5 protein-coding genes and 1 pseudogene are annotated in these 22490 nt (G+C 68.1%); 5 read left to right on the top strand and 1 reads right to left on the bottom strand.

Features of this window, described 5'->3' with window-relative positions; all coding sequences use genetic code 11:
* Window positions 1–7 precede the first annotated feature (7 nt).
* The 4 genes from AC27IO_RS05925 to bioB all read left to right on the top strand — a co-directional run bounded on the left by AC27IO_RS05925 (window position 8) and on the right by bioB (window position 4730).
* Complete coding sequence (locus tag AC27IO_RS05925; protein WP_272569491.1) at window positions 8–547, top strand: NYN domain-containing protein; 540 nt, start codon at window positions 8–10, stop codon at window positions 545–547.
* A gap of 75 nt (window positions 548–622) precedes the next feature.
* Window positions 623–2671, top strand: a complete 2049-nt coding sequence (locus tag AC27IO_RS05920) for an acetyl-CoA carboxylase biotin carboxylase subunit (protein ID WP_284431137.1) — start codon at window positions 623–625, stop codon at window positions 2669–2671.
* A gap of 171 nt (window positions 2672–2842) precedes the next feature.
* On the top strand, window positions 2843–3319 hold the full coding sequence (locus AC27IO_RS05915; RefSeq protein ID WP_284399723.1) for a VOC family protein: 477 nt from the start codon (window positions 2843–2845) through the stop codon (window positions 3317–3319).
* Between the two features lie 352 nt (window positions 3320–3671).
* Window positions 3672–4730, top strand: coding sequence for a biotin synthase BioB (gene bioB / locus AC27IO_RS05910; RefSeq protein WP_498737851.1), 1059 nt, complete (start codon window positions 3672–3674; stop codon window positions 4728–4730).
* 33 nt (window positions 4731–4763) lie between these two features.
* On the opposite strand, the pseudogene ligD reads toward bioB, so the two are convergent.
* Window positions 4764–7330 (bottom strand): annotated as a pseudogene (ligD, locus tag AC27IO_RS05905) (DNA ligase D).
* A gap of 307 nt (window positions 7331–7637) precedes the next feature.
* On the opposite strand from ligD, the gene AC27IO_RS05900 reads away from it, so the two are divergent.
* Window positions 7638–22442, top strand: a complete 14805-nt coding sequence (locus tag AC27IO_RS05900; RefSeq protein ID WP_498737849.1) for a hypothetical protein — start codon at window positions 7638–7640, stop codon at window positions 22440–22442.
* Window positions 22443–22490: the final 48 nt, after the last annotated feature.

Raw genomic sequence — 22490 nt, 5'->3', positions numbered from 1 at the left:
ACGCCCCATGAAAACCGTCTGGATCGTCGATGGCGCCTACCTCTTCAACTACGGCAAGGGCCGGCCCTTCGACTACCTGAAGCTCAAGAACGAGATCACGCGCCTGAACGGCGGGCCGATCCACGAGAGCTACTACCTGAACTCGGCGAGCGATCCATCCACCGATGCCCAGAACGCGTTCCACTCCTGGATCAAGACCGCGCCGCCCATCGGGCCGAAGTTCCGGGTGCAGCTCTACAAGCTCAAGCGCATGCACGCCAACTGCCCCAACTGCAGCCACCAGTTTGACCGGTCGGTGCAAAAGGGCGTGGACGTGGGCATCGCCACGCTGATCATCAAGCTGGCGGCCCAGAACGTGTACGACCGGCTGATCCTCTCCGCCGGCGACGGGGACTTCGAAGACGCCATCTCCTACGTGAAGTCCGAGCTGCACAAGGAGGTGTGGGTCTCGGGCTCCACCTCCAACCTCTCGCCCGACCTGCAGTCGTACTCGGACAACGTGCTCTGGATGGAAGACATGAGCCCGGCCATCGACCGGCACGCATGAGCCCCGTGCCGCGAGACAGACAGACGAAAAAGACGCAAGACACCGCCCGTTAGAACACCTCCACTCCCCAACACCATGTTCACCAAAATCCTGATCGCCAACCGGGGCGAAATCGCGTGCCGGGTCATCGCCACCGCCAAGAAGATGGGCATCGCCACCGTGGCGGTGTATTCCGATGCGGACAAGGAGGCGCGCCACGTCAAGCTGGCCGACGAGGCCGTGCACATCGGGGCGGCGCCCAGCCGCGAGAGCTACCTGCAGGCCGACCGCATCATCGCCGCCTGCAAGCAGACCGGGGCGCAGGCCGTGCACCCGGGCTACGGCTTCCTGTCGGAAAACGAAGCCTTCGCCAAGCGCGTGGAGGAGGAGGGCATCGTCTTCATCGGCCCCAAGCACCATTCCATCGCCGCCATGGGCGACAAGATCGCCTCCAAGAAACTGGCGAACGAGGCGCAGGTCAGCACCATTCCGGGCTGGAACGACGCCATCGAGTCGGCCGAGCGCGCGGTGGAGATCGCCCGCGACATCGGCTACCCCGTGATGATCAAGGCGTCCGCCGGCGGTGGCGGCAAGGGCCTGCGCGTGGCCTACAACGACAAGGAGGCGCTGGAGGGCTTCACCTCGTGCCGCAACGAGGCGCGCAACAGCTTCGGCGACGACCGCATCTTCATCGAGAAGTTCGTGCAGGAGCCGCGCCACATCGAGATCCAGGTGCTGGGCGACAGCCAGGGCAACGTGATCTACCTGAACGAGCGCGAATGCTCCATCCAGCGCCGCCACCAGAAGGTGATCGAGGAGGCGCCGTCCCCCTTCATCTCCGACGCGACGCGCAAGGCCATGGGCGAGCAGGCCGTGGCCCTGGCCAAGGCGGTGAACTACCAGAGCGCCGGCACGGTGGAGTTCGTGGTCGGCAAGGACCAGGACTTCTACTTCCTGGAGATGAACACGCGCCTGCAGGTGGAGCACCCGGTGACGGAATGCATCACCGGCCTGGACCTGGTCGAGCTGATGATCCGCGTGGCGGCCGGCGAACCGCTGCCGCTCACCCAGGCCGACGTCCGGCGCGATGGCTGGGCCATCGAGTGCCGCATCAACGCCGAAGACCCGTTCCGCAACTTTCTGCCCTCCACCGGCCGCCTGGTGCGCTTTCAGCCGCCCGAGGAGTCGATGTTCCAGGCCGACACAACCAAAAAGCTGGGCGTGCGGGTGGACACGGGCGTGTACGAGGGCGGCGAGATCCCCATGTATTACGACTCGATGATCGCCAAGCTCATCGTGCACGGCCAGGACCGGGAGGACGCCATCCACAAGATGCGCGCCGCGCTCAACGGGTTCGTGATCCGCGGCGTGGGCAGCAACATCCCGTTCCAGGCCGCGCTGCTGGCCCATCCGCGTTTCGTGGCGGGCGACTTCAACACCGGCTTCATCGCCGAGAACTACAGCCAGGGCTTTGCCTCGCAGGACGTGCCGCACGACGATCCGCTGTTCCTGGTGGCGCTGGCGGCCTACATGAACCGCCGCTACCGTGCGCGTGCCTCGGGCATCAGCGGGCAGCTGGCCGGCCACAACGTGAAGGTGGGCGAGCAGTTCGTGGTGGTGGTGATGGGGCACGAAGGCCGCAACGAGCACCACGCGGTGTCGGTGACGGACTTCCAGGGCAGCTCGGGCTCCAGCGCCGTGTCGGTGGGCGGCAAGAGCTACCAGATCGGCAGCGCGGCCACGCTGGGCCAGATCCGCGTGCAGGGCCAGTGCAACGGCGCGGGCTTCACCGCACAGGTCGAGCGCGGCACGCCGCGCAGTCCGCTGGCGCTGCGCATCTCGCACAACGGCACGCAGATCGATGCCATCGTGCTGTCGCCCCTCGGCGCTCGCCTGCACCAGCTCATGCCGTACAAGGCGCCGCCGGACCTGAGCAAGTTCCTGCTGTCACCCATGCCCGGGCTGCTGGTCGACGTGGCGGTGCAGCCGGGCCAGGCGGTGCAGGCCGGCGAAAAGCTCGCGGTGATCGAGGCCATGAAGATGGAGAACATCCTGTTCGCCACCCAGGACGGCATCGTGGGCAAGGTGGTCGCCGGCAAGGGCGAGTCGCTGGCGGTGGACCAGGTGATCCTGGAATTCCAGTGATCTTCGTGCGCGGTGTCGCGGGCAGGGGGGGCAGGGCCCGAACCGGCCGGCACCGCGTGGCGCATGCCTGGGGGTGGCACGCTGTGGATCAGGACCATTTTGGCCTGCGGCGCATATTCCACTAGGGCATATTGCTATAAAAATCATAGTAAACCGTTTTTTGGAATCCGCATGGCAAATCCCATCACCGCACGCCCGTTCAAGGTCCTCGGCATCCAGCAAGTCGCCATCGGCGGCACCGACAAGGAGCGCATGAAGGCGCTGTGGGTGGACATGCTGGGCCTCGAACAGACCGGCACCTTCCGCAGCGAGCGCGAAAACGTCGACGAAGACATCCTGGCCATGGGCCGGGGCGCGCATGCGGTGGAGGTGGATCTGATGCAGCCGCTGGACGTGGACAAGAAGCCGGCCGTGCATACCACGCCGCTCAACCACATCGGCCTGTGGATCGACGACCTGCCGCGCGCGGTGGAATGGCTCACCGCCCAGGGCGTGCGTTTCGCGCCGGGCGGCATCCGCCAGGGAGCCGCAGGGCACGACATCACCTTTTTGCACCCCAAATCCAGCGCGGAGTTTCCGATCGCGGGCGAGGGGGTGCTCATCGAGCTGGTGCAGGCCCCTAAAGACGTGATTGCGGCGCTGGGCTGACGAATCGGCAGGCATTGCCTGCCGCCCTCCAGCGGCACTGGCGCCAACTGCACGCAACTCCGGGCATGGCTGCGCGGTGGGTCGAAGTGTTTTCGGAAAGATGGCCATGGTTTCGCGACAGAAGGCGACACGGGTTTTGCACCTGTGCGATCGTGCGGGCAATGTCGCGCAACCTCGCTTAAAAAGCCCGATCGCGGGCCGGCCGTTGACGGTAGATAACGGCACTCCATCGTGCTCGGGTTTGTGAGGCCTGGATCTGGATTTGCGCCGCCGGCTCCGCCAGAATCTGCGCCTGCCACGACCGGCCAGATGCCGGACTGCCGAAAACCAGACGAGAAAGGGCCCACCCACCATGCCAACCACCGCTGTCCCACCCACCCCCGCCGCGGCGCAAGCCGTGCAACTGCACCGCCGCCCGCCGGTCGCGCAGGTGCCCGCCGGGCCCTGGTCCGTCGAGGCCATCCAGGCGCTGCTGGACAAGCCGTTCATGGACCTGATATTCCAGGCCCAGAGCGTGCACCGCGAGCACTGGCCTGCCGGCGACATCGAACTGGCCACGCTGCTGTCGGTCAAGACCGGTGGCTGCCCCGAGAACTGCGGCTATTGCCCGCAGTCGGCCGAGTTCGACACCGGCGTGAAAGCCGAGAAGCTGATGAGCGTGCAGGAAGTCACGGCTGCGGCCCAGGCCGCCAAGGATGCCGGAGCCACCCGCTTTTGCATGGGCGCCGCCTGGCGCGCGCCCAAGGACCGCGACATCGAAAAAGTGAGCGAGCTGATCGGCGCCGTCAAAGGGCTGGGCATGCAGACCTGCGCCACGCTGGGCATGCTCGAATCGCACCAGGCGCAGGCGCTGAAGGACGCCGGGCTCGACTACTACAACCACAACCTGGACACCGCGCCCGAGTACTACACCGACGTGGTCAGCACCCGCGCCTACCAGGACCGGCTCGACACCCTGCAGCACGTGCGCGGCGCCGGCATCAGCGTGTGCTGCGGCGGCATCGTGGGCATGGGCGAGGCGCCCGTGCACCGCGCCGGCCTGCTCGCCCAGCTCGCCAATCTGAATCCTTACCCCGAATCGGTGCCCATCAACAGCCTGGTGCGCGTGCCCGGCACCCCGCTGGCCGACAGCGAACCGGTGGACCCGCTCGACTTCGTGCGGGTGATCGCCGTGGCGCGCATCACCATGCCCAAGGCCCGCGTGCGCCTGTCGGCCGGCCGCCAGCAGATGGGCGATGCCGTGCAGGCGCTGTGCTTCATGGCGGGCGCCAATTCGATCTTCTATGGCGACAAGCTGCTGGTCACCGGCAACCCGGAGGGCGAGGCCGACGTGAAGCTGCTCGCCAAGCTCGGGCTGAAGGGCCACCGTACCACCCGCACCGAAACGGACGAACTGCCATTGCAGGCCTGACCGGCCCTGCCGCCGCCGCCGCGCGGCCGCCGCTCATGCCTTCGGCGTGAACTGCAGCAGGCGCATGGCGCCCGCGATCGACACCGCCGCGCCGGCATAGCCCTCCCAGTGGGTGTTGCCGGTGCGCAGCCGCTCGTCCACATTGCGCACGGTCCACTCTGCGCTGCCCGTCAGGGTTTCCAGCTCCTTCCAGGCCAGCGGCACCGAGATGCCCAGGCCCGGCCGCGAGCGCGCCGACCAGGCGCAGACCGTGGTGGCGCTCAATCCGTTGCGCAGGTAGTCCACGAACACCTTGCCCACGCGGTTGCGGGGCCCGCTCTTGGCCACGAACAGGGCCGGAATGGTGCGGGCCATGTGCTGCACGATGGCCTGCGAAAACGCCTTGACCGTATCCCAGTCGTGCCGCCGCTGGATGGGCACCACCACGTGCAGGCCCTTGCCGCCGCTGGTCTTGAGGAACGACGGCAGGCCGAGTTCGGTGAGCATCACGCGCATCAGGGTGGCCGCCTCCTGCATGCGGTCCCAGGCCAGGCCCTCGCCGGGATCGAGATCGAACGTCATGCGGTCGGGCCGGTCGATGCGGTCCTTGCGGGCATTCCAGGTGTGGAACTCCACCGTGTTCATCTGCGCAGCGGCCAGCAGGCCCTGCGGCCCCACCACCTCCAGCAGCGGCGGATGGCCGGGATAGAGCGAGGCCTTGAGCGGCTGCACGCCCTGCAGGCTGCCTTGCTCCTGGTGGCGCTGAAAGAACAGTTCGCCGCCGACACCGGCCGGCGCCCGCACCAGCGAGACCGGGCGCTGGTGCAGGTGCTCCATCATCAGCGGCGCCACCAGCGCGTAATAGCGCACGAGATCGAGCTTGGTGGTGCCCGATTCCGGGTCGATGACGCGCTCAGCGTGGGTCACGCGCAGGGTGTCCGCTCGCGCGGTCGAGGGCTTGGCGCGGGTGGCGGCCTTGGCCAGCGCCTTGGCGGGAACAGGGCGCTCGTGCACGATGTCCTTGGCGGGCTTGTCGTCCCGCAGGCCTCGGAACACGGCGTGGCGGATGCGTTCGCTGTGCGTCCAGCTGGCGAAGGCCACCTCCGCCAGCAATTGCGGGCGCACCCAATGCACCTTGGCCGCGCCCCGGGCTGCGTTGGCGAACGGGCTCTTGGAAGTCGTCAGCGCCTCCAGGCGCTCGCGCAACTGTGCCAGGCTGCGCTCGTTGAACCCAGTGCCGACATTGCCCACGTAGCGCAGGCTCCCGTCTTCGTCCTGCACGCCCAGCAGCAGCGCGCCGATGCCGTTGCGCGTGCCCCTGGGCTCGGTGTAGCCGCCGATCACGAACTCCTGGCGCTGGCCGCATTTGAGCTTGATCCAGTCCGCCGAGCGTTGCGAGACGTACGGCGCGCTCCTGCGCTTGCCGATCACCCCTTCGAAGCCGAGCCGGCAGGCCGAGGCAATGAGCTGGCCCGGGGCCGCATCAAAGGCCTCGCTGAAGCGCACCGTCTGGCCCTCGCCCTCGGGAAGGATGGCGCGCAGGGCCTCGCGGCGGTCGGTGACGGGCAGCGCGCGCAGGTCCGCCCCGTTCACGAAGGGCAGGTCGAACGCGTAGAACACCAGCCCTGCCGCCGTGCCGTTCTCGAACGCGTTCTGCAGCGCCTGGAAGTCCGGCATGCCCTGGCGGTCCATCACCACGATCTCGCCATCGATCCAGCCGCTGTCGATGGGAAGCGCCTTCAGGGCCGTCACGAGGTCGGGCATCTTGTGGCCCCAGTCGTTGCCATTGCGGGTGAACAGCCGCACCTTGCCATGGTCGATGCGCGCAAGCAGCCGGTAGCCGTCGAACTTGAGTTCGAACAGCCAGTCGGCCAGATCGGGCGGCGGGCCCTGGACCAGCGTGGCGAACTGGGGTTTGAGCTCGGCTGGCAACGGGGCCTTGACCGCTTGGGCGGCTTTGGCGCCTCGGGCGGCCTTCGTTGCCCGCGCCTTGCCAGGCCGAGGTGCCTGGCCTGGCACGCCCGGCAGATCGGGCAGGGCGCTCACGCTGTCGGGCATGTCTTGCACCACGTCGAACTCGGCCGCCGGGCGCTCCAGTCCGTCGTGCTCCTTGATCAGCAGCCATGCGGGCTGCCGCTCCTCCTTGGCCCCCCGGGAGCGCATTCGCACCAGCGTCCACCGCCCCTGCAGCTTGTGGCCGTGGATCTCGAACTTGAGCTTGCCGGCCCGGTAGCCCTTCACCGGATCTTCCAGCGGCACCCAGTAGCCCTTGTCCCAGATGATGACCTTGCCCGCCCCGTACTGCCGCGCCGGAATCTGCCCTTCGAACTGGTTGTAGGCGATCGGGTGGTCCTCCACCTGCACCGCCATGCGCTTGTCGGCCGGATCGAAGCTGGGCCCCTTGGGCACGGCCCAGCTTTTCATGGTGCCCTCCAGCTCCAGGCGCAGGTCGTAGTGCAGCCGGGTGGCCCAGTGCTTGTGGATGACGTAGCGCAGCGCATCGGCGGTCGCCTCGGCCCCTCCGCGCGGCTCGGGGGTGATCGAGAAGTCGCGCTTTTGTTCATACAGCGCGAGGGCGTCGGGGGTTGTGGGGGTGCGGGTCATGGGGTCGGGTCAGGCACACCCTGCCGCTTGGCGGCCGGCCTGGCGGCATTGTCGGATGCGCGGATGGAGGGGTTTCGCCACGGTCGGTGGTTGCTGGTGCCTGGGTGGATGGCAAGGTAGCAGGGGCGTGCCAGGCGGGGGTGTAGGAAACAGGCGCAATGCCGACTGGGCCCATGCATCGCCCACCATGTCCCTTTGGTCCCATACCCCTTCGATTCAGTTGGTCTTTCGCTCAACGGTTTTCCATTCCGATGGATGAGTTGGTGAGATGGGGCGTCTTAATCACTGGACCTGCCCCGGTTAAACATCGAACGAGGGGTAGAGATGGTTGGTATCGTCAGCGGCAACAGTCTTGGGTTCGGCAACAGTTCCTTGGCCACGTTGGGCCAACGGGCTTCCCAGGGCAATGCCTCCCAGGGGCGCGGCAACGAGCAGGTTTTTGTCAACGTGGCCACTGGCAACCTGGTGATTTCCGGCACCGACGACCAGTTGGTGGCGCACGGGGGCAGCTACCAGGCCGTCCGCGCCTACAACAGCCAGGGCCTGCTCAACGACGACAACGCGGACAACTGGAGCACCGGTTTCTATCGCCGGCAACTGGTGCTGGCCGGGCAGGCGGGCCAGCAGGGCAGCACGATCACGCTCATCGGCCGCGATGGCGCAGGCGCGCTCTTCACCTGGGACGCGGCCTCCAGCCGGTATGTCGGCACCGATGGCGCGGGGGCCTACGACCGCATCGAGTCGACCGGCTCCGGCTTCATCTGGACGGATGGCCAGACGCAGACCCGGGACTACTACGCCGCGGACACGGGCCGCCTCGACAAGACCGTGGATGCCAACGGCAACACGACGACCTACACCTATGGCGCGGACGGCAACATCGCGAAGGTCGTCAATGCGAGCGGGGAATCGGTCGTATACGACTACGCCGGAGGACTGCTGATGCGCGTGCGCGTGGCAGACCGGCAAGACGCCACCACCGTTCGCACCAGCTATGCCTACGATGCGCGCAATCGCCTGGCCAGTGTCACGGTGGACCTCACGCCCGCGGATGGCTCCACGGCCGACGGCAAGGTCTACCGCACCAGCTACACCTACGACGGCGACAGCAACCGGGTGGCCACTGTCAGCCAGAGCGATGGAACGCAGCTGGCCATCCAATACGTGCAGGTGGGGGCGGATTACAAGGTCGCCTCGCTGCGCGACGCCCTGGGCCAGACCTATCTATTCAGCTACGACACCGCCGCGCGCACCACGCAGGTCACCGACCCTGCGGGCAAGAACGCTTCCTACGCCTACGACACCAAGGGACAGTTGCTCAGCATCGCCTCGCCGGGCACGGGCGGCGCGCCGCTGGTGCAGCGATTCGAATACAACGCCAATGGCGATCTGATCCGCACGACCGATGCGGACGGGCGCGCGGTGTTCATGGCCTACGACGCGCGGGGCAATCAGGTTTTGCAGCGCGATGCCCTGGGCAATACGGTGGCCCGCACCTACAACGCGGTGAATCAACTGCTGACGGAGACGGTCTATACCCAGCCGGACCCTGACGGCGACGGCGCGGGGCAGCCATCGGGGGCACTCACGACGCGCTATGTGTACGACGATGCCAACGCCACCAACCTGCGTTTTGTGATCAGCGCGGAGGGCCGCGTCACCGAATACCGCCGCAACGCCTATGGCGAGGTGGTCGCGGTGCTGCAGCACCATGCATCGGCCTACGCGGTGGGCGGAGTGGCCCGTGACGCCGTGCCGACCGCGGCCACGGTCGCCTCCTGGGCGGGGCAGCAGAACCTGCAGCAGGTGCGGCGCACGGACTATGTGCTGGATTTCCGGGGCCAGGTGCAGACGTCGACCACCTATTCGGCAACCGATGCCTCCGGCAATGGCGTGGCCGCCGGCAGCACCGTGGTTCGGCAGGTCTACGATCCCGCGGGCCGACTGATCCAGACCATCGACGGCAAGGGCGCGACGACGGCCTATGCCTATGACGGAATGGGCCGGCTGCTGTCCACCACCGACGGCCTGGGGCAACTGGCTTCCACCCTCTACGACGACGCAGGTGCGCGGGTCGTCACCCAGGCGGTCAACGGCCTGCAGGAGACCCGGACGTACGACCGGGCCGGGCGTCTCGTCAGTCTTCAGCGCTCCGACGCAACGGTTGCCGACCTGGGCACCAGCACGTTCGTGTACGACGCCCTGGGCCGTCTGCGGCTCAGCCAGGACGCGACGGGCGTCAAATCGTGGATGCTGTATGACGACGCCGGCAGGAAGACCGCCGATGTGGGCGCGGCGGGCGAATTGCTGGAGTACATCTACAACGGATCGGGGCAGCTCACGCGCACCATTGCCTACGCTACCCCCGTCGACACGCGTTTGCTCACGGCGGGCGATGGCAGCCTGGCCGACATCGCGGTGGCTGCGCTGCGCCCTGCCGGCGCGCCGTCCGACCGGACCGAGTGGAGCATCTACGACGGCGCTGGCCGGCTCTGGAAAACCGTCGGCAGCGATGGCAGCGTGACCGAGAACGTCTATGACGGCGCCTCGCGGCTGGTCACGACCCGCCAATATGCCAAGACGGTGGCCGTGGCCTCGCTCGGCGGCACGCCGGCGGGCAGTGCCGTCAGCCCGGTGGCCGATGCGGCGGCCGACCGCGTCACCCGCTACTTCTACGACGCCGACGGGTTGCGCACCGGCACGCTGGATGCCGAGGGGTATCTGCTGCTCAATGCGTACGACGCGGCCGGCAGACTGGCGTCCACCACCCGGTTCGCCAAGCTGACCGATGCAGCCAAGCGCGCCAGCGGCACGCTGCAGGACCTGAAGCCCGCGACCAACAGCCAGGACATCGTCGAGCGCCGGGTCTATGACGAGAAGCACCAGCTTGTGGCCTTGGTGGATGGCGCGAGCTACCTGACCACGTTCGAGTACGACGCCAGTGGCAATGCCACGAAGCAGACGCGCTATGCGACGGCGCTGAAGGCCGCCGTGGTGTCGTCGATCACCAGCGCGACCCCGGTGGCGCAGTTGCGTCCTGCGGCCTCGGGGCAGGATCAGGTTCGCCTGTCCGAATACGACGCACTCGGGCGCCTGGCCGCCGAGACCGACTACCAGGGAACGCGCACGGAGCATGCCTACGACGCCGCTGGCAACCGCATCCGCACCACGGTCGCGACCGGCAGCGAGGCACGCGCCCGGATCAGCCGCTACGACGCGCAGGGCCGGCTGTTGGCGGAGCTGTCGGCCGAAGGGTCACGGCAACTGGCGTCAGCGCAGACCCAGGCACAGATCGATGCCGTCTGGAACAGCTACGCCAAAACGCACACCTACGATCGTGCCGGCCGCAGGACCAGCACCACCGATGCCAACGGCCTGCGCACGCTTTTCTTCTACAACACGGCGGGCCAGCTCACGCACACCGTCAATGCGCTGGGAGAAGTCACCGAGACCCGTTACAGCGCCCTGGGCCAGGCCACTGCGCAGGTGCGCTATGGCACGCGCATCAACCCGGGCGAGCTGACCGGATCGCAAGCCGGTGGGCTGGTCAACGCCAAGCTCCTGTCGCTGCTGCAGGCCGCGGCCAATCCCGCGCTCGATCAGATCACCCGCTCCACCTACAACGCGACCGGCACCCTGGCCAGCACAACGGATGCGCTCGGCTTCGCCACCAATTACGTCTACAACGCCTTCCGGGAGGAAACGCAGCGGACGGAGCCCACCGGGGTGTCCACACCCAATACGGTCTTGCAGACCCGGTACGACCGGCGCGGCCTGGTGACGGGCCAGACCCGCGATGCGGGGGCGCTGGCCGCCGTCACCGCTTACAAATACGACGCCTTCGGGAATCAGATCAGCGCCACGGACGCGCTGGGCCGGGTTCGCACGCGGACTTTCGACAAGCTGGGCCGGGAAGTCTCCAGCACCGACGCGCTGTGGGCCGTGCTGACCACCAAGTACGACGCGTTCAATCGCATCGTTTCGCAGGTCAATGCCGAGGGCAACACCACCACCTACGCCTACGACGCGAAGAACCGCACCGTCACCATCAGCACCGACGAAGGCCTGCTCCTGAAGCAGACCTACAACCGCCATGGCGACATGGTCCAGGTCTCGGATGCCCGCGGCAACGCGACCAGCTACACCTACGATGCGGACGGCAACCCGACCGGGGCATCGGCGCAGGCATGGCGCTTCGACACCAACGTCACCGAAACGGTCACTACGGCCAAGTCCTATGACCGCGCGGGCCGCCTGATGGAAACCGTGGATGCCAACGGCACACGCACCACCGTCGCATACGATGCCGCCAACCGCGTCATCACCCAGACGGTGGATGCGGGCGGGCTGTCGCTCGCCACGCAGTTCGCCTACGACCCGCTCGGACGCCAGATCCGCATCACGCAACCCGGCGGCACCGTCACCGAGCTGCGCTACGACGCCAAAGGCCAGCTCACCGAGCAACTGGTGGACCCCGCGGGCCTGGCCCTGTCCACGCGGTATGCCTACGACGCCCAAGGCCACACCCTGGAAGTGACGCGGCCCGAGGGCACGTTGACCCGGTACAGCTATGACGGCCTGGGCCGCCGGGTGCGGGAACAGGTGGACCCTGCGGGCCTGAACCTGACCCGCTCGTACACCTACGACCTGCAGGGCAACCTCACGAGCAGCGTGGATGCCAATGGCAACACGAGCTATTACCTCTACGACGACGAGAACCGCCAGACCCTGGCCATCGATGGCGCTGGCAACGTCAGGGAAACGGCCTACGACGCCCTCGGACGCATCAGCAAGCTCACCGAATACCGCCAGGTTATCGCCGACACGTCGGTGCTGCGCCGGTATGCCAGTGGCGGTGCATCGGTCGGCCCGGGCACCTGGGATTCGCAGGTGCGCGCGAGCATCGTGGCGTCTGCCACCGACAAGATCGAATACCGCACCTACGACGCCAACAACCATCTGCAGTCGGTCGTGACGGGCCTTGGCGAGGTGACCATCTATCTGCGCGACGGCAATGGCCGGGTGATGGAGCAGCGCAGCTTCGCCAACCGGATCACCATCGGCGGCTCCAGCGGCTGGACGCCCGGGACCCTTCCGCAGCCTGTGGCCAATGACGCCCAGGACCAGCGCGTGCGCATGGCCTACGACGCCTTGGGCCGTGTGATCGTCTCGGTCGATGGCACGGGCGCCGCCAACAAGCTGCGCTACGACGCGGCCGGCAACGTCGTGGAACGGGTGCGGTATGCCAAGCCCATCACCGTCAGCGCCGATTCGTACGACGAGTCTTTCATCTTCCAGCTGGCCGCCCAGGAGGGCGCTGCGGGCAACGTGGTGGAAAAGAGCGCCTACGACCGGGCCAACCGCCTGGTCTGGAGCGCCGACGGAACGGGATCGGTCACGCAGTTGCGCTACGACGGAGATGGCCATGTCGTCAAGACGCTGCGTTTCGCCACGCCGATCGCGACCGGCCAGCAGCCGCAGGACGTGGCTTCGGCGGGCGGCGATCAGGCGACCGACTATGTTTATGACGCGGCAGGGCGTCAGATCTATGTGGTGGGTGCGGGCGGTTCTGTCACCGGAAACGTGTACGACCGCAATGGCAACCTGAAGCAGCGCACGGAGTACGCGACCCCCGTCACGGCCCCCACGGCGACGCGCGGCGCGGTGTTTTCGCCTGCCATTGCCAATTACGACCAGGCCAACATCGCGTTGGCGCTGCGCCCGCAGGCGGGCGACCGCACTGCGTCGTGGGCCTACGACCAGGCCGATCGGCAGGTGCTGGAGGTGGACGCGCTGGGCGCGGTCCGCCAGACCGCCTACAGCGGGAACCTCACCACCTCCACGGCATATGCCAAGACCGTCAACCTGGCAGGGGTCGCGCCCCGGGACATCACCCTGGCCCGCGTGCTGGGCATGGTGCAGAGCACGGGCCAGGACCGCGTCAGCACGCAGCTCGTGGACGGCGCAGGCCGCATCTCTCGCACCGTGGACGCCGCAGGCTATGTGGTCGCACGAGAGTACGACGGGGTGGGGCAACTGAGCCATCTGATCGAATATGCCTCGGTGTCCGGAACGGCCTCTGCCCAGGACCGCCACACCCGGTACAGCTACGACGGCGCGGGCCGGCTGACCGGCAAGACCGATGCGCTGGGCTACCAGGAGAGTTACGCCTACGACGCGCTGGGACACCGAACCAGCGTGACCAACGCGCTGGGTGCCACATGGACCTACGCCTTCGACGCGGCGGGCCGGCGGGTGCGTGAAGCATCGCCGCCAGTGGCCAATGGCGCATCGGGCACGTCCAGCATCGTGACCCTGCTGGGATACGACGCCTTTGGCAACCTCGTTTCGCGCACCGAAGCGGCGGGCAGCGCGCAAGAGCGCACCACCCGCTACGCCTACGATGCAGACGGCAACCAGACCGGCACGACGACGCCCTTGACCCGCACGGCGGGCCGATACGACGCGCTGGGCCGGTTGGTGGAGACGACGGACGCCAATGGCGTGCGAACGGTGCTCGCGTACGACGCGGCCAACCGCGTGCTGTCGCGCACGGTGGACCCTGCGGGCCTGAACCTGGTCACCACCTACACCTACGACGCGCTGGGCAATGCGCTGAGCGTGACCGACGCCCAGGGCGTGACCACCCAGTTCAGCTACGACGCCAAGGGCCAGCTCGTGCGCCAGGCGGTGGACCCGGCCGGCCTGAACCTCGTCACCACGTATACCTACGATGCCATGGGCGGTCGGCTGAGCGTGACCGACCCCAACGGCACCGTCACCGCATACCAGTACGACGCGCTGGGCCGCAGGGTGCTGGAAGTCCTGGACCCGTCCACGGCCACGCACGCGGGCCTGAACCTCGCCAAGCGCTACGCCTACAACGCCACGGGCCAGGTCACGAGCGTGACCGACGCGCAGGGCCACGTCACGCGCTATGCCTACGACAGGCAAGGGCGGCAACGCTTCGTGATGGATGCGGCGGGCAACCTGTCGGAGACCGTGTACGACGCGGCGGGGAGGGTGGTGCGCCAGACCCGCTACGCGCAGCCGGTTGCCGGAGCAGAAAGCCTGTCGCTGGACGTGGGAGAGGCGCAGCTGGAGGGCCTCAAGCGCCCCAATGCCGCGCAGGACCAGACCGAGCACCGCATCTACGACGCGGACAACCGGGTCACCGCCACCGTCAACGGTGCGGGCGACGTGGTGCGCCTCGTCTATGACGCCAACGGCCTGGTGACCCAGCGCACCGCCTATGCCAATCGCCTGGACATGGGCGCCTGGAGCCCGGGCAGCGACCCGCAGCCCGTGCCCAGCGCGGCCGATGCCGTCACCCGCACCGTCTACGACGCGATCGGGCGCGCGCGCTACACCATCGATGCCACCGGCGCGGTCGTCTCCCAGCGCTACGACGCGAGCGGCAACGTCACGCAGCGCATCAGCTACGCCAACCGCCTGGACCTGGCCGCCAAGCCCCTGTCGGCCGGCCCGAGCGAATCGGAGATGGAACTGCGCCTGGTGCAGATCTTCGATGCGGCGCGCGACCAGCACGTGCGCTACCGCTACGACGCGGCCAACCGCGTCACCTTCAGCGCCGACGGCGTGGGCGGAGTCACCCAGTACCTGTACGACAAGAACGGCAACCTCCTGCAGGCCACCCAGTACGCCACCCCGGCCGGCGCCTTCCAGTGGCGCGACGAAGGCACCATCGGGTTCCTGGGCAGCGCGGCCCAGCCGGGCCAGCACGCCCTGTACCCGCTGGACGCCCAGGGCAACGAGATCCGCACCGCGCTGCTGGGCTACGTGGACGACGCGGCCGCTGCCGGCAACACCGCGCTCTACCTGGCGCGCCACACCGACGGCAGCTACTACTACACCACCGACAGCGCCAACCTGGACTTCGTCAAGACCCTGCCCGGCTGGAGCGTGCAGGGCAGTGGCATCGTGGGGTACATCCGCACCGTGCCCGTGGCGGGCACCACCGCGCTGTACCGGCTGAACCGCCAGGGCACCAACGAAAACCGCTACACCACCTCGCGCAGCGAAGTCGATGGCATCCTCGTCAACGTGCCCCAGACCAGCCTGTCGGACCGCTTCACGCGCAAGGTCTACGACGCGGCCAACCGGCTCACCAGCCAGGTCGATGCCAGCGGCGCCGTCACCACCTACGGCTACGACGCGGCCGGCAACCTCACGCGCGAGACCCGGTACGCCGCGCGCGCCAGCGCCTACACCAACCAGGTGGCCGGCGGCGCGCTGCTCGCGGCGCCCACCGCCGTGGCGGGCGATGCCGACCGCACCGTGCGCCACCTGTACGACCGCGCCAACCGCGAGACCGTCTCCATCGACGGCGAAGGCGCCGTCACCGAGCGCCGCTACAACGGCATCGGCCAGGTCGTGTGGTCCCGGCAAGGCGCGGTGGCGCTCACGGCGACCCAACTGGCGGCGCTCGATGCCGCGCTGGCGCAGCAGGGCGTGCTGGCCGGCAGCACCATCGCCGGCTACCTCACCGCCAGCCCGGCCCAGGACCGGGTCACGCGCAGCTACTACGACGCGGCCGGCCGGCTGGCCTTCGCGCGCGACGCGCTGGGGCAACTGCAGGGCTACGCCTACGACGGCGTGGGCCGCCTCACGGAGCGCACCGTCTACATGGCCGCGCAGAACGCGGACCACTGGCTGGACGAAGGCATCACCGGCTACACCCAGACTGCGGACGGCCCTGGCAGAAAACCCCTGTACCGCCTGAGCCGGGTGAGCGGCAGCAGCGACCACTTCTACACCACCGATGCCGCCGAGCGCGACCGGGCGCTGCAAAACGGCTGGCAAAGCGAAGGCAACGTCGGCTACCTGGACAGCGCCCCGGCCCCCGGCAAGGTGCCGCTGTATCGCCTGCGCCCGCCCGGCGACGGCAGCACCAACCACTACTACACCGCCAGCGAAGAGCTGCGCGCCAACGCCAAGCAGCAATCGGGCTGGATCGATGACGGCATCATGGGCTACATCGACGTCGCGCCCGGGCAGGGCAACGCCGCGCTGTACCAGATCAACGTCAACGGCACCGGCGAGCACTTCCACAGCCTGGGGCGCGCGGAGATCGACCTGGCGCTCACGCCGCAGCCGGTGCGCACAGCCGCCGACCGCATCGAACACATGCGCTACGACGCGGCCGGCAACCTCATCGCCAGCTCCGATGCGCCGCAACAGCCCGAAAGCACCACCACCTACGACGGCCTGGGCCACAAGACGTCCTTCACCAACAAGGCGGGCAGCACCTGGAGCTATGCCTACGACGCGGCCGGGCTGCTCGTGCAGGAAACCTCGCCCGAAGTCGTCCTGGCCGACGGACCCGCGCGCGTGGTCACGCGCATGGCCTACGACGCCCTGGGCCACCTCACCCAGCGCACCGAAGCGGCTGGCCGGCCGGAGGCGCGCACCACGCGCTACGAATACGACGCCCTGGGCCGCCAGATCAAGACCATCTTCCCGCCCGTGCCGGTGTACCAGGCGGAAAGCGCCAGCGCCTTGCTGGACAACGGCAGGAACGCCGCCGGCAGCCGCATCGACACCGCGGTCGCCGAGATCAGCAGCGAGACCCGCTACGACACCCTGGGCAATGCCGTGGCCGGGCGGGCCGCGGGCAGCACCGCGTGGAGCTACAAAGCCTACGACCGCGCAGGCCAGGTGGCCTACGACGTCGATGCGCTGGGCTACGTCACCGGCTACACCCGCAATGCCTGGGGCGAGACCGAGCGCCTGGTGCGCTACGACAAGGGCCTTGCGCTGCCCGCCGGCGGCGTGCCGCTGCTGCGCGAGATCGAAGTGCGCCAGGCCGTGCAGCCCGGCAGCGCCGACCGGGACATCCTCACCGGCTACGACCGCGCGGGCCGTGTGCAGGAAGTGCAGGAACCCTACGTCTTCTACTACGACAGCCAGACCGGCGTGCAGACCGCGGGCCGCAAGACCACCCGAAACGGCTACGACGCCTTCGGGGACCTGACCTCCGTCGCCGTCAACCTGGACGCCTCGCGCTGGGTCAGCACCCGGCACGGCTACGACCTGCTGGGCCGCCGCGTGAGCACCACCGATGCGCTGGGCTACGTCACCACCCAGGCGTACGACGCGGCCGGCAACCTCACGCGCCGCGTGGAGTTCGCCAGCGCCCAGAGCACCGCTGCCAGCGTTCCCAACACCGCTGGCGGCGACCGCGTGACCGATTACGGCTACGACCTGCTCAACCGCAAGACCACCGAAACCCGCCGCGGCGTGGCCTACACCGCCGCCAACGCGGGGGCGGGCAGCATCGGCGACGTGCTCCAGGAAAAAACGGGCGATCTCGTCACGCAATACGCCTACGACGCGCTGGGCAACCTCACGCGCACCACCGACGCCATGGGCGGCACCACCTACCAGTACTACGACGTGCTGGGCCGCGTGCGCGCCACCATCACCCCGGCCATCAACGTCGGTGTGGCCGCCAACGGCCAGGGCGCGGCCCCCGTCAACCCGCTCACCGAATTCCAGCGCGATGCGCATGGCAATGCAGTGACTACCACGCAGTACGCAAACGGAGCCACCCTCTCGGGCGATGGCGCCAGCTACAGCCGCAGCGCCGCAGGGGGCGCAGACCGCACCAGCATCACGCGCTTTGATGCGCAAGGCCACACCATCGAAACCATCGATGCGGAGGGCCGCAGCCATTACTACGCCTACGATGCCCAGGGCCGGCTGGCCAAGGAGTGGCAGAACGTCACCTACCTGGACGATGCGGGCACCCGGCAGATGCAAAGCCTGTGGCGCGCGTACGCCTACGACGCGCTGGGGCGGCAGACCCACACCTACGCCCCGCTGCAACGCAACACCGACCCCACCCAGCTGAGCCTGGGCGACACCGAACTCACCTACAACGCGTTCGGCGAAGTCACGCGCAAGCGCGTCCTGGACGCCGGGGTGGCGCTGCAGGGCGATGAAACCTACGAATACGACAACGCCGGCCGCGCCTGGCGCAGCAATGCCGGCGACGGCGTCGCCAAAGTGCTCGCCTACAACCTGCAAGGCCAGCAGACCCTGCAGCTGGTGGCCTCCGGCAGCATCGATCTGGCCGGCTACCGCACGGCCATGGAGGCGCTGGGCGGGCAGGCCGAAGTGGGCGAGCAGTTCCGGCGCACCGAAATGCGCTACGACGTGCTGGGCCGCCTGGTGCAGACCCTCGCGCCCGAGCGCGCGAGCGAGCAGACCATGGCCATCACCACGCGCCAGAACCTGCTGTACGGGGTCATCTCCCAGAGCGAGGTCGCCACCAACGGCGTGGTGGGGCAAAGCCGCAAGAACCAGGTGAACCTCGTGTGGCGCTCGCTGCAGGACCTGGGCAGCGGGGACGTGCGCATCACGCTGCAATACCTGTCCGAGGGCTACAGATACGGCAACCAGGAAAGCCCCGATCCGCAGGCGCAGAAATCCGTCACCCGCAGCATCGTGGTGAGCGCCGAAGAGGCGATGACCGGCTACGCGTTCCAGTGGGAATCGCCCCTGTCGCAAGAGGCCGGCATCGCCCGGGGCATCGCATCCATCCAGAAGATCCAGGTCGAAAAACTCGACATCTTCGGCAACTGGGCCACGCTGTACGACGTGCAGCAGCCCACCGCGAGCGCGGTCGAGCTCAACTGGACGGAAAGCGCGAGCCCGGGCTACATCTGGAACGAGGCGGGCGAGGGCCGCAAGCCCATCTACCGCTACTACAACCGCTACAACGACACCCACCTGTTCAGTGCCAACCCGGTGGACCGGGAGGCGCTGCTGAACCAGCGCACGGGCTGGCTGGACGAAGGCATTGCCGGGTACGTTGCGCAAAACCCCGGGCCGGGCCTGGTGGAGCTGTACCGCCTGGGCAAGGCCGGCACCGACATCTCGGTCTACACCTCCAGCGTCGCCGAGCGCAACCGGCTGCTGGGCAGCGGCTGGGAGAGCCGGGGCGTGGACGGCTACGTCGCCGCTCCCGGCAACGATGCGGGAGCGATGGCGCAGCAGGGGATGACCAAGCTCTACGCCCTGCAGCACAACCGCACGAGCGGCGTGGACAGCGAGTGGACCGACGGGCTGTACACCACCTCGCTGAGCGAGCGCAGCGCGCTCATGCTGGGCCGCAAGGAGCAGACGCAGTCGCAGACGGACCCGGTCTTCGGCGGCACCAAGAGCACCCCCGTGGGGCAGGTGACCATGCTCTACGGCCAGATACCCAGCCAGAGCATCGAGGTGAGCCTGCCGCAGGACGTGGTGAGCACGCTGCGCATCGAAACGCGCAGGACCGGCACTACGCAGTGGGTGCAGAGCACCCTGAACGCCTCCAACCTGCGCACGTTCGGCTCGGCGCACCGCATCGACCTGGGCGGCCTCGGGCTGGCGGCCGGTGGCTATGAATACCGCGTCACCAACGCCAAGGGCGATGCGGTGCGCGAAGTCGGCACGGGCACCTTCGCCATCACGGGCAATGGCGTGTCCGACGCCGACAGCGCGCCGCCACTGCAGGGCGTGGGCGTGATCCGGGCCAACATCGACGGCAGGACCTATTCAGTGCTGCAGTGGCCGCAGCCAGCGCAGAACCAGGGCGTGGTCTACCGTTGGCGCCCTCAGGGCAGCAGCGTGTGGACGGCTTCGCGCACGGTCGGCACCGGCGTAGTCGCCTATGGCGACGGGCGCACCAGCGGGTTTGGCGTGGGCATGCAGGGCGTGTCGCTGGACATGAGCCCGGGCGTGTACGAATACGAGATCGTGGTGACCAATGCGTTCGGTGGCACCGCCCAGCGGGCCAAGGGCGTCGTGACCATCCCGCAGGCGATGTCGGTGCGCGACACCACGCCCCCCATCGTGATGGCCAACAACAACGTCACCAATCTGGGCATCGTGGGCTATCTCTGGAACAGCCCGGCGGCGGATCGCAAGCCGCTGTACCGCTATTACTTTCTGTACCAAGGCAACGCCCACCACATTTCCACGGCCGATGCCAACGTCATTGCCGAGTTCGACGGCATCATCGCGCGGGACGCGGCGGCGGGAGCGCCGCCGGCGATGGTCAAGGAAGGCATCCTGGGGTACGTGCAGACCTCGCCCACGGGGTCCAACCAGAGGCTGTACCAGTACATCTACGGCGGCGACACCGTATTCCGGCTCACGGCCAACCCGGCGGATGTGGGCAGCTACCTGCCCATCTACGCGGAGCCCAAGAGCGATCCGAACTTCCACTTCAACCCGGGCACCTGGTACCAGAACGCGTACCAGAACGACGGCTACATCTCCAGCGTGCCGGTGGATGGGACCACGCCGCTGTACGCCGTGTACAACGGCAATGCGGTGGGCGGACGCAGCCTGGGGGACTACCTGACCACCCCCAGCGAATACGAGATCACCTCCACCTTCATGCTGCGGGCCGTGACCGCGGCCACGCAGACCGTGGGCGGCGTGGGCATGGGCCGCGCGGTCATCGACGGGACCGATCACGCGGTGCTGCAATGGCCGCAGCAGGAGGCGGGCGTGCGGGTCAAGATCACGGCCTCGCCCGGCATCCCCGGCGGCACGCCGGCACCCTACCTGTTCCGCCAGGGCGATGGGCGCTCGCAGTTCGCCGGTGGCGCGGCACTGCAGGGCTTCGTGCTCGATGGGTTGAACGGGGGCACCACCTACCAGATCCGCATCGAGATCGAACACCCTGCGAGCGGCAATCAGAAAGCCTACATCGCCCGCACGGACGTGGCGATCACCGTGCCCTCCACCGGAGCCAACGGCCAGGTGACCATGGCGGACACGACGCCAGCCTACGTGCCGCAACTGCGTGCGCAGACCCAGGTGCAGGGCGGCTTGAGCGCCCGGCCGGTGACGGTGCGGGAATACGACCGGTGGGGCAACGTGGTGGCGATCGACGAGACGCAAGGGCTGGGCGCGGGCAAGCTCGTGCGCACGGCCACGCTGCGCTATGACGCCAACAACCAGGTGGTGGAGCAGCGGCGGCTGCACGAGGACGTGAACTTCGCGCAATCGTGGGCGAGCACGAAGATCTACTACGACGCGCTGGGCCGGCAGGTGGGCCTGCGCGATGCCAACGGCAACCTGAACGCGCAGGTGCGCGATCTGGCGGGCAACGTGGTGCAGGAGCGGCATGCCGACGGCGGCCGGATCGACAGCGCGTACAACGCCTTCGGGGACAAGGTGTCCTCGGCCGAGCGGGTGACGGACAGCCGCACAGTGGTGACGAAGTACAGCTACGACAAGCTCTCGCGGCTGGAGCAGACGTCGCTGGCGCAGGGCATCTCGCGCTACGAGGTCAATGGCACGGGCGGGGCGGTCAACACCGCCACACCTGCGGACGGCGCACTGCACGCCTCCAACGGCGTGGACATCAGCGGCGCGATCACGCAAACGGTGCTGGAGACCAACCAGTACGACGAAGCGGGGCGCAAGGTGCGGGTGGTCAACGGCAATAACGAAGCCACGCGCTACCGCTACGACCGGGCAGGCAACGTGGTGCTGAGCGGGCAGGAGACGGCCAAGGTCACCGACCCCCTCAAGAAACCCGGGGTCGACAATACCCCGGTGGCACCCCTGGCCTACCAGATGCGCTACCGCTACGACGCGCTGGGCCACAAGGTGGGCCAGACGGATGCGGCCGGCATGAGCCAGTCCTGGACCTACAACACCTTCGGGCGCCTGATCGGGCGCACGGACGGCAAGACCGGTGGCGGCACGGTGGACTTCCAGTACACCTACAACCGGGCGGGCGACCTCACGCACGAGGGCAATGGGGCCAGCAAGAGCCTGGACTACCGCTACGACGGTGCCGGCCAGCGCATCGAGATACGGGACAACAACCTGGGCCAGACCACCAACTACGGCTACGACCTGGCGGGCAACCGGGTGTCGGAGAAGATGGCGCAAAAGACGCTGCTGTCCTCCGGGGTGCTGGACAACGTGGTGTACCAGGACAACCACCTGGTGTATGACGCGCAGAACCGGCTGCGGGCGGTGTTCGACAGCCGCGCGGATGTGCGCATCACATACGACCTGGCGGGCAACCCGCTCGCAGGTGACGACGCACGTGATCAACACCATCCGCCCGGATGCGAAGTCGCAGCCGGCGAAACGTAGTGGTGCCAGGACCAGCAGGTGATCCACACCAGCACGACCGCCTACGGC

The sequence above is a fragment of the Acidovorax sp. KNOB132 genome (assembly GCF_057541515.1).
Note: the sequence above shows the minus strand (reverse complement) of the source record. Positions and strands in the feature narration are given on the sequence as shown.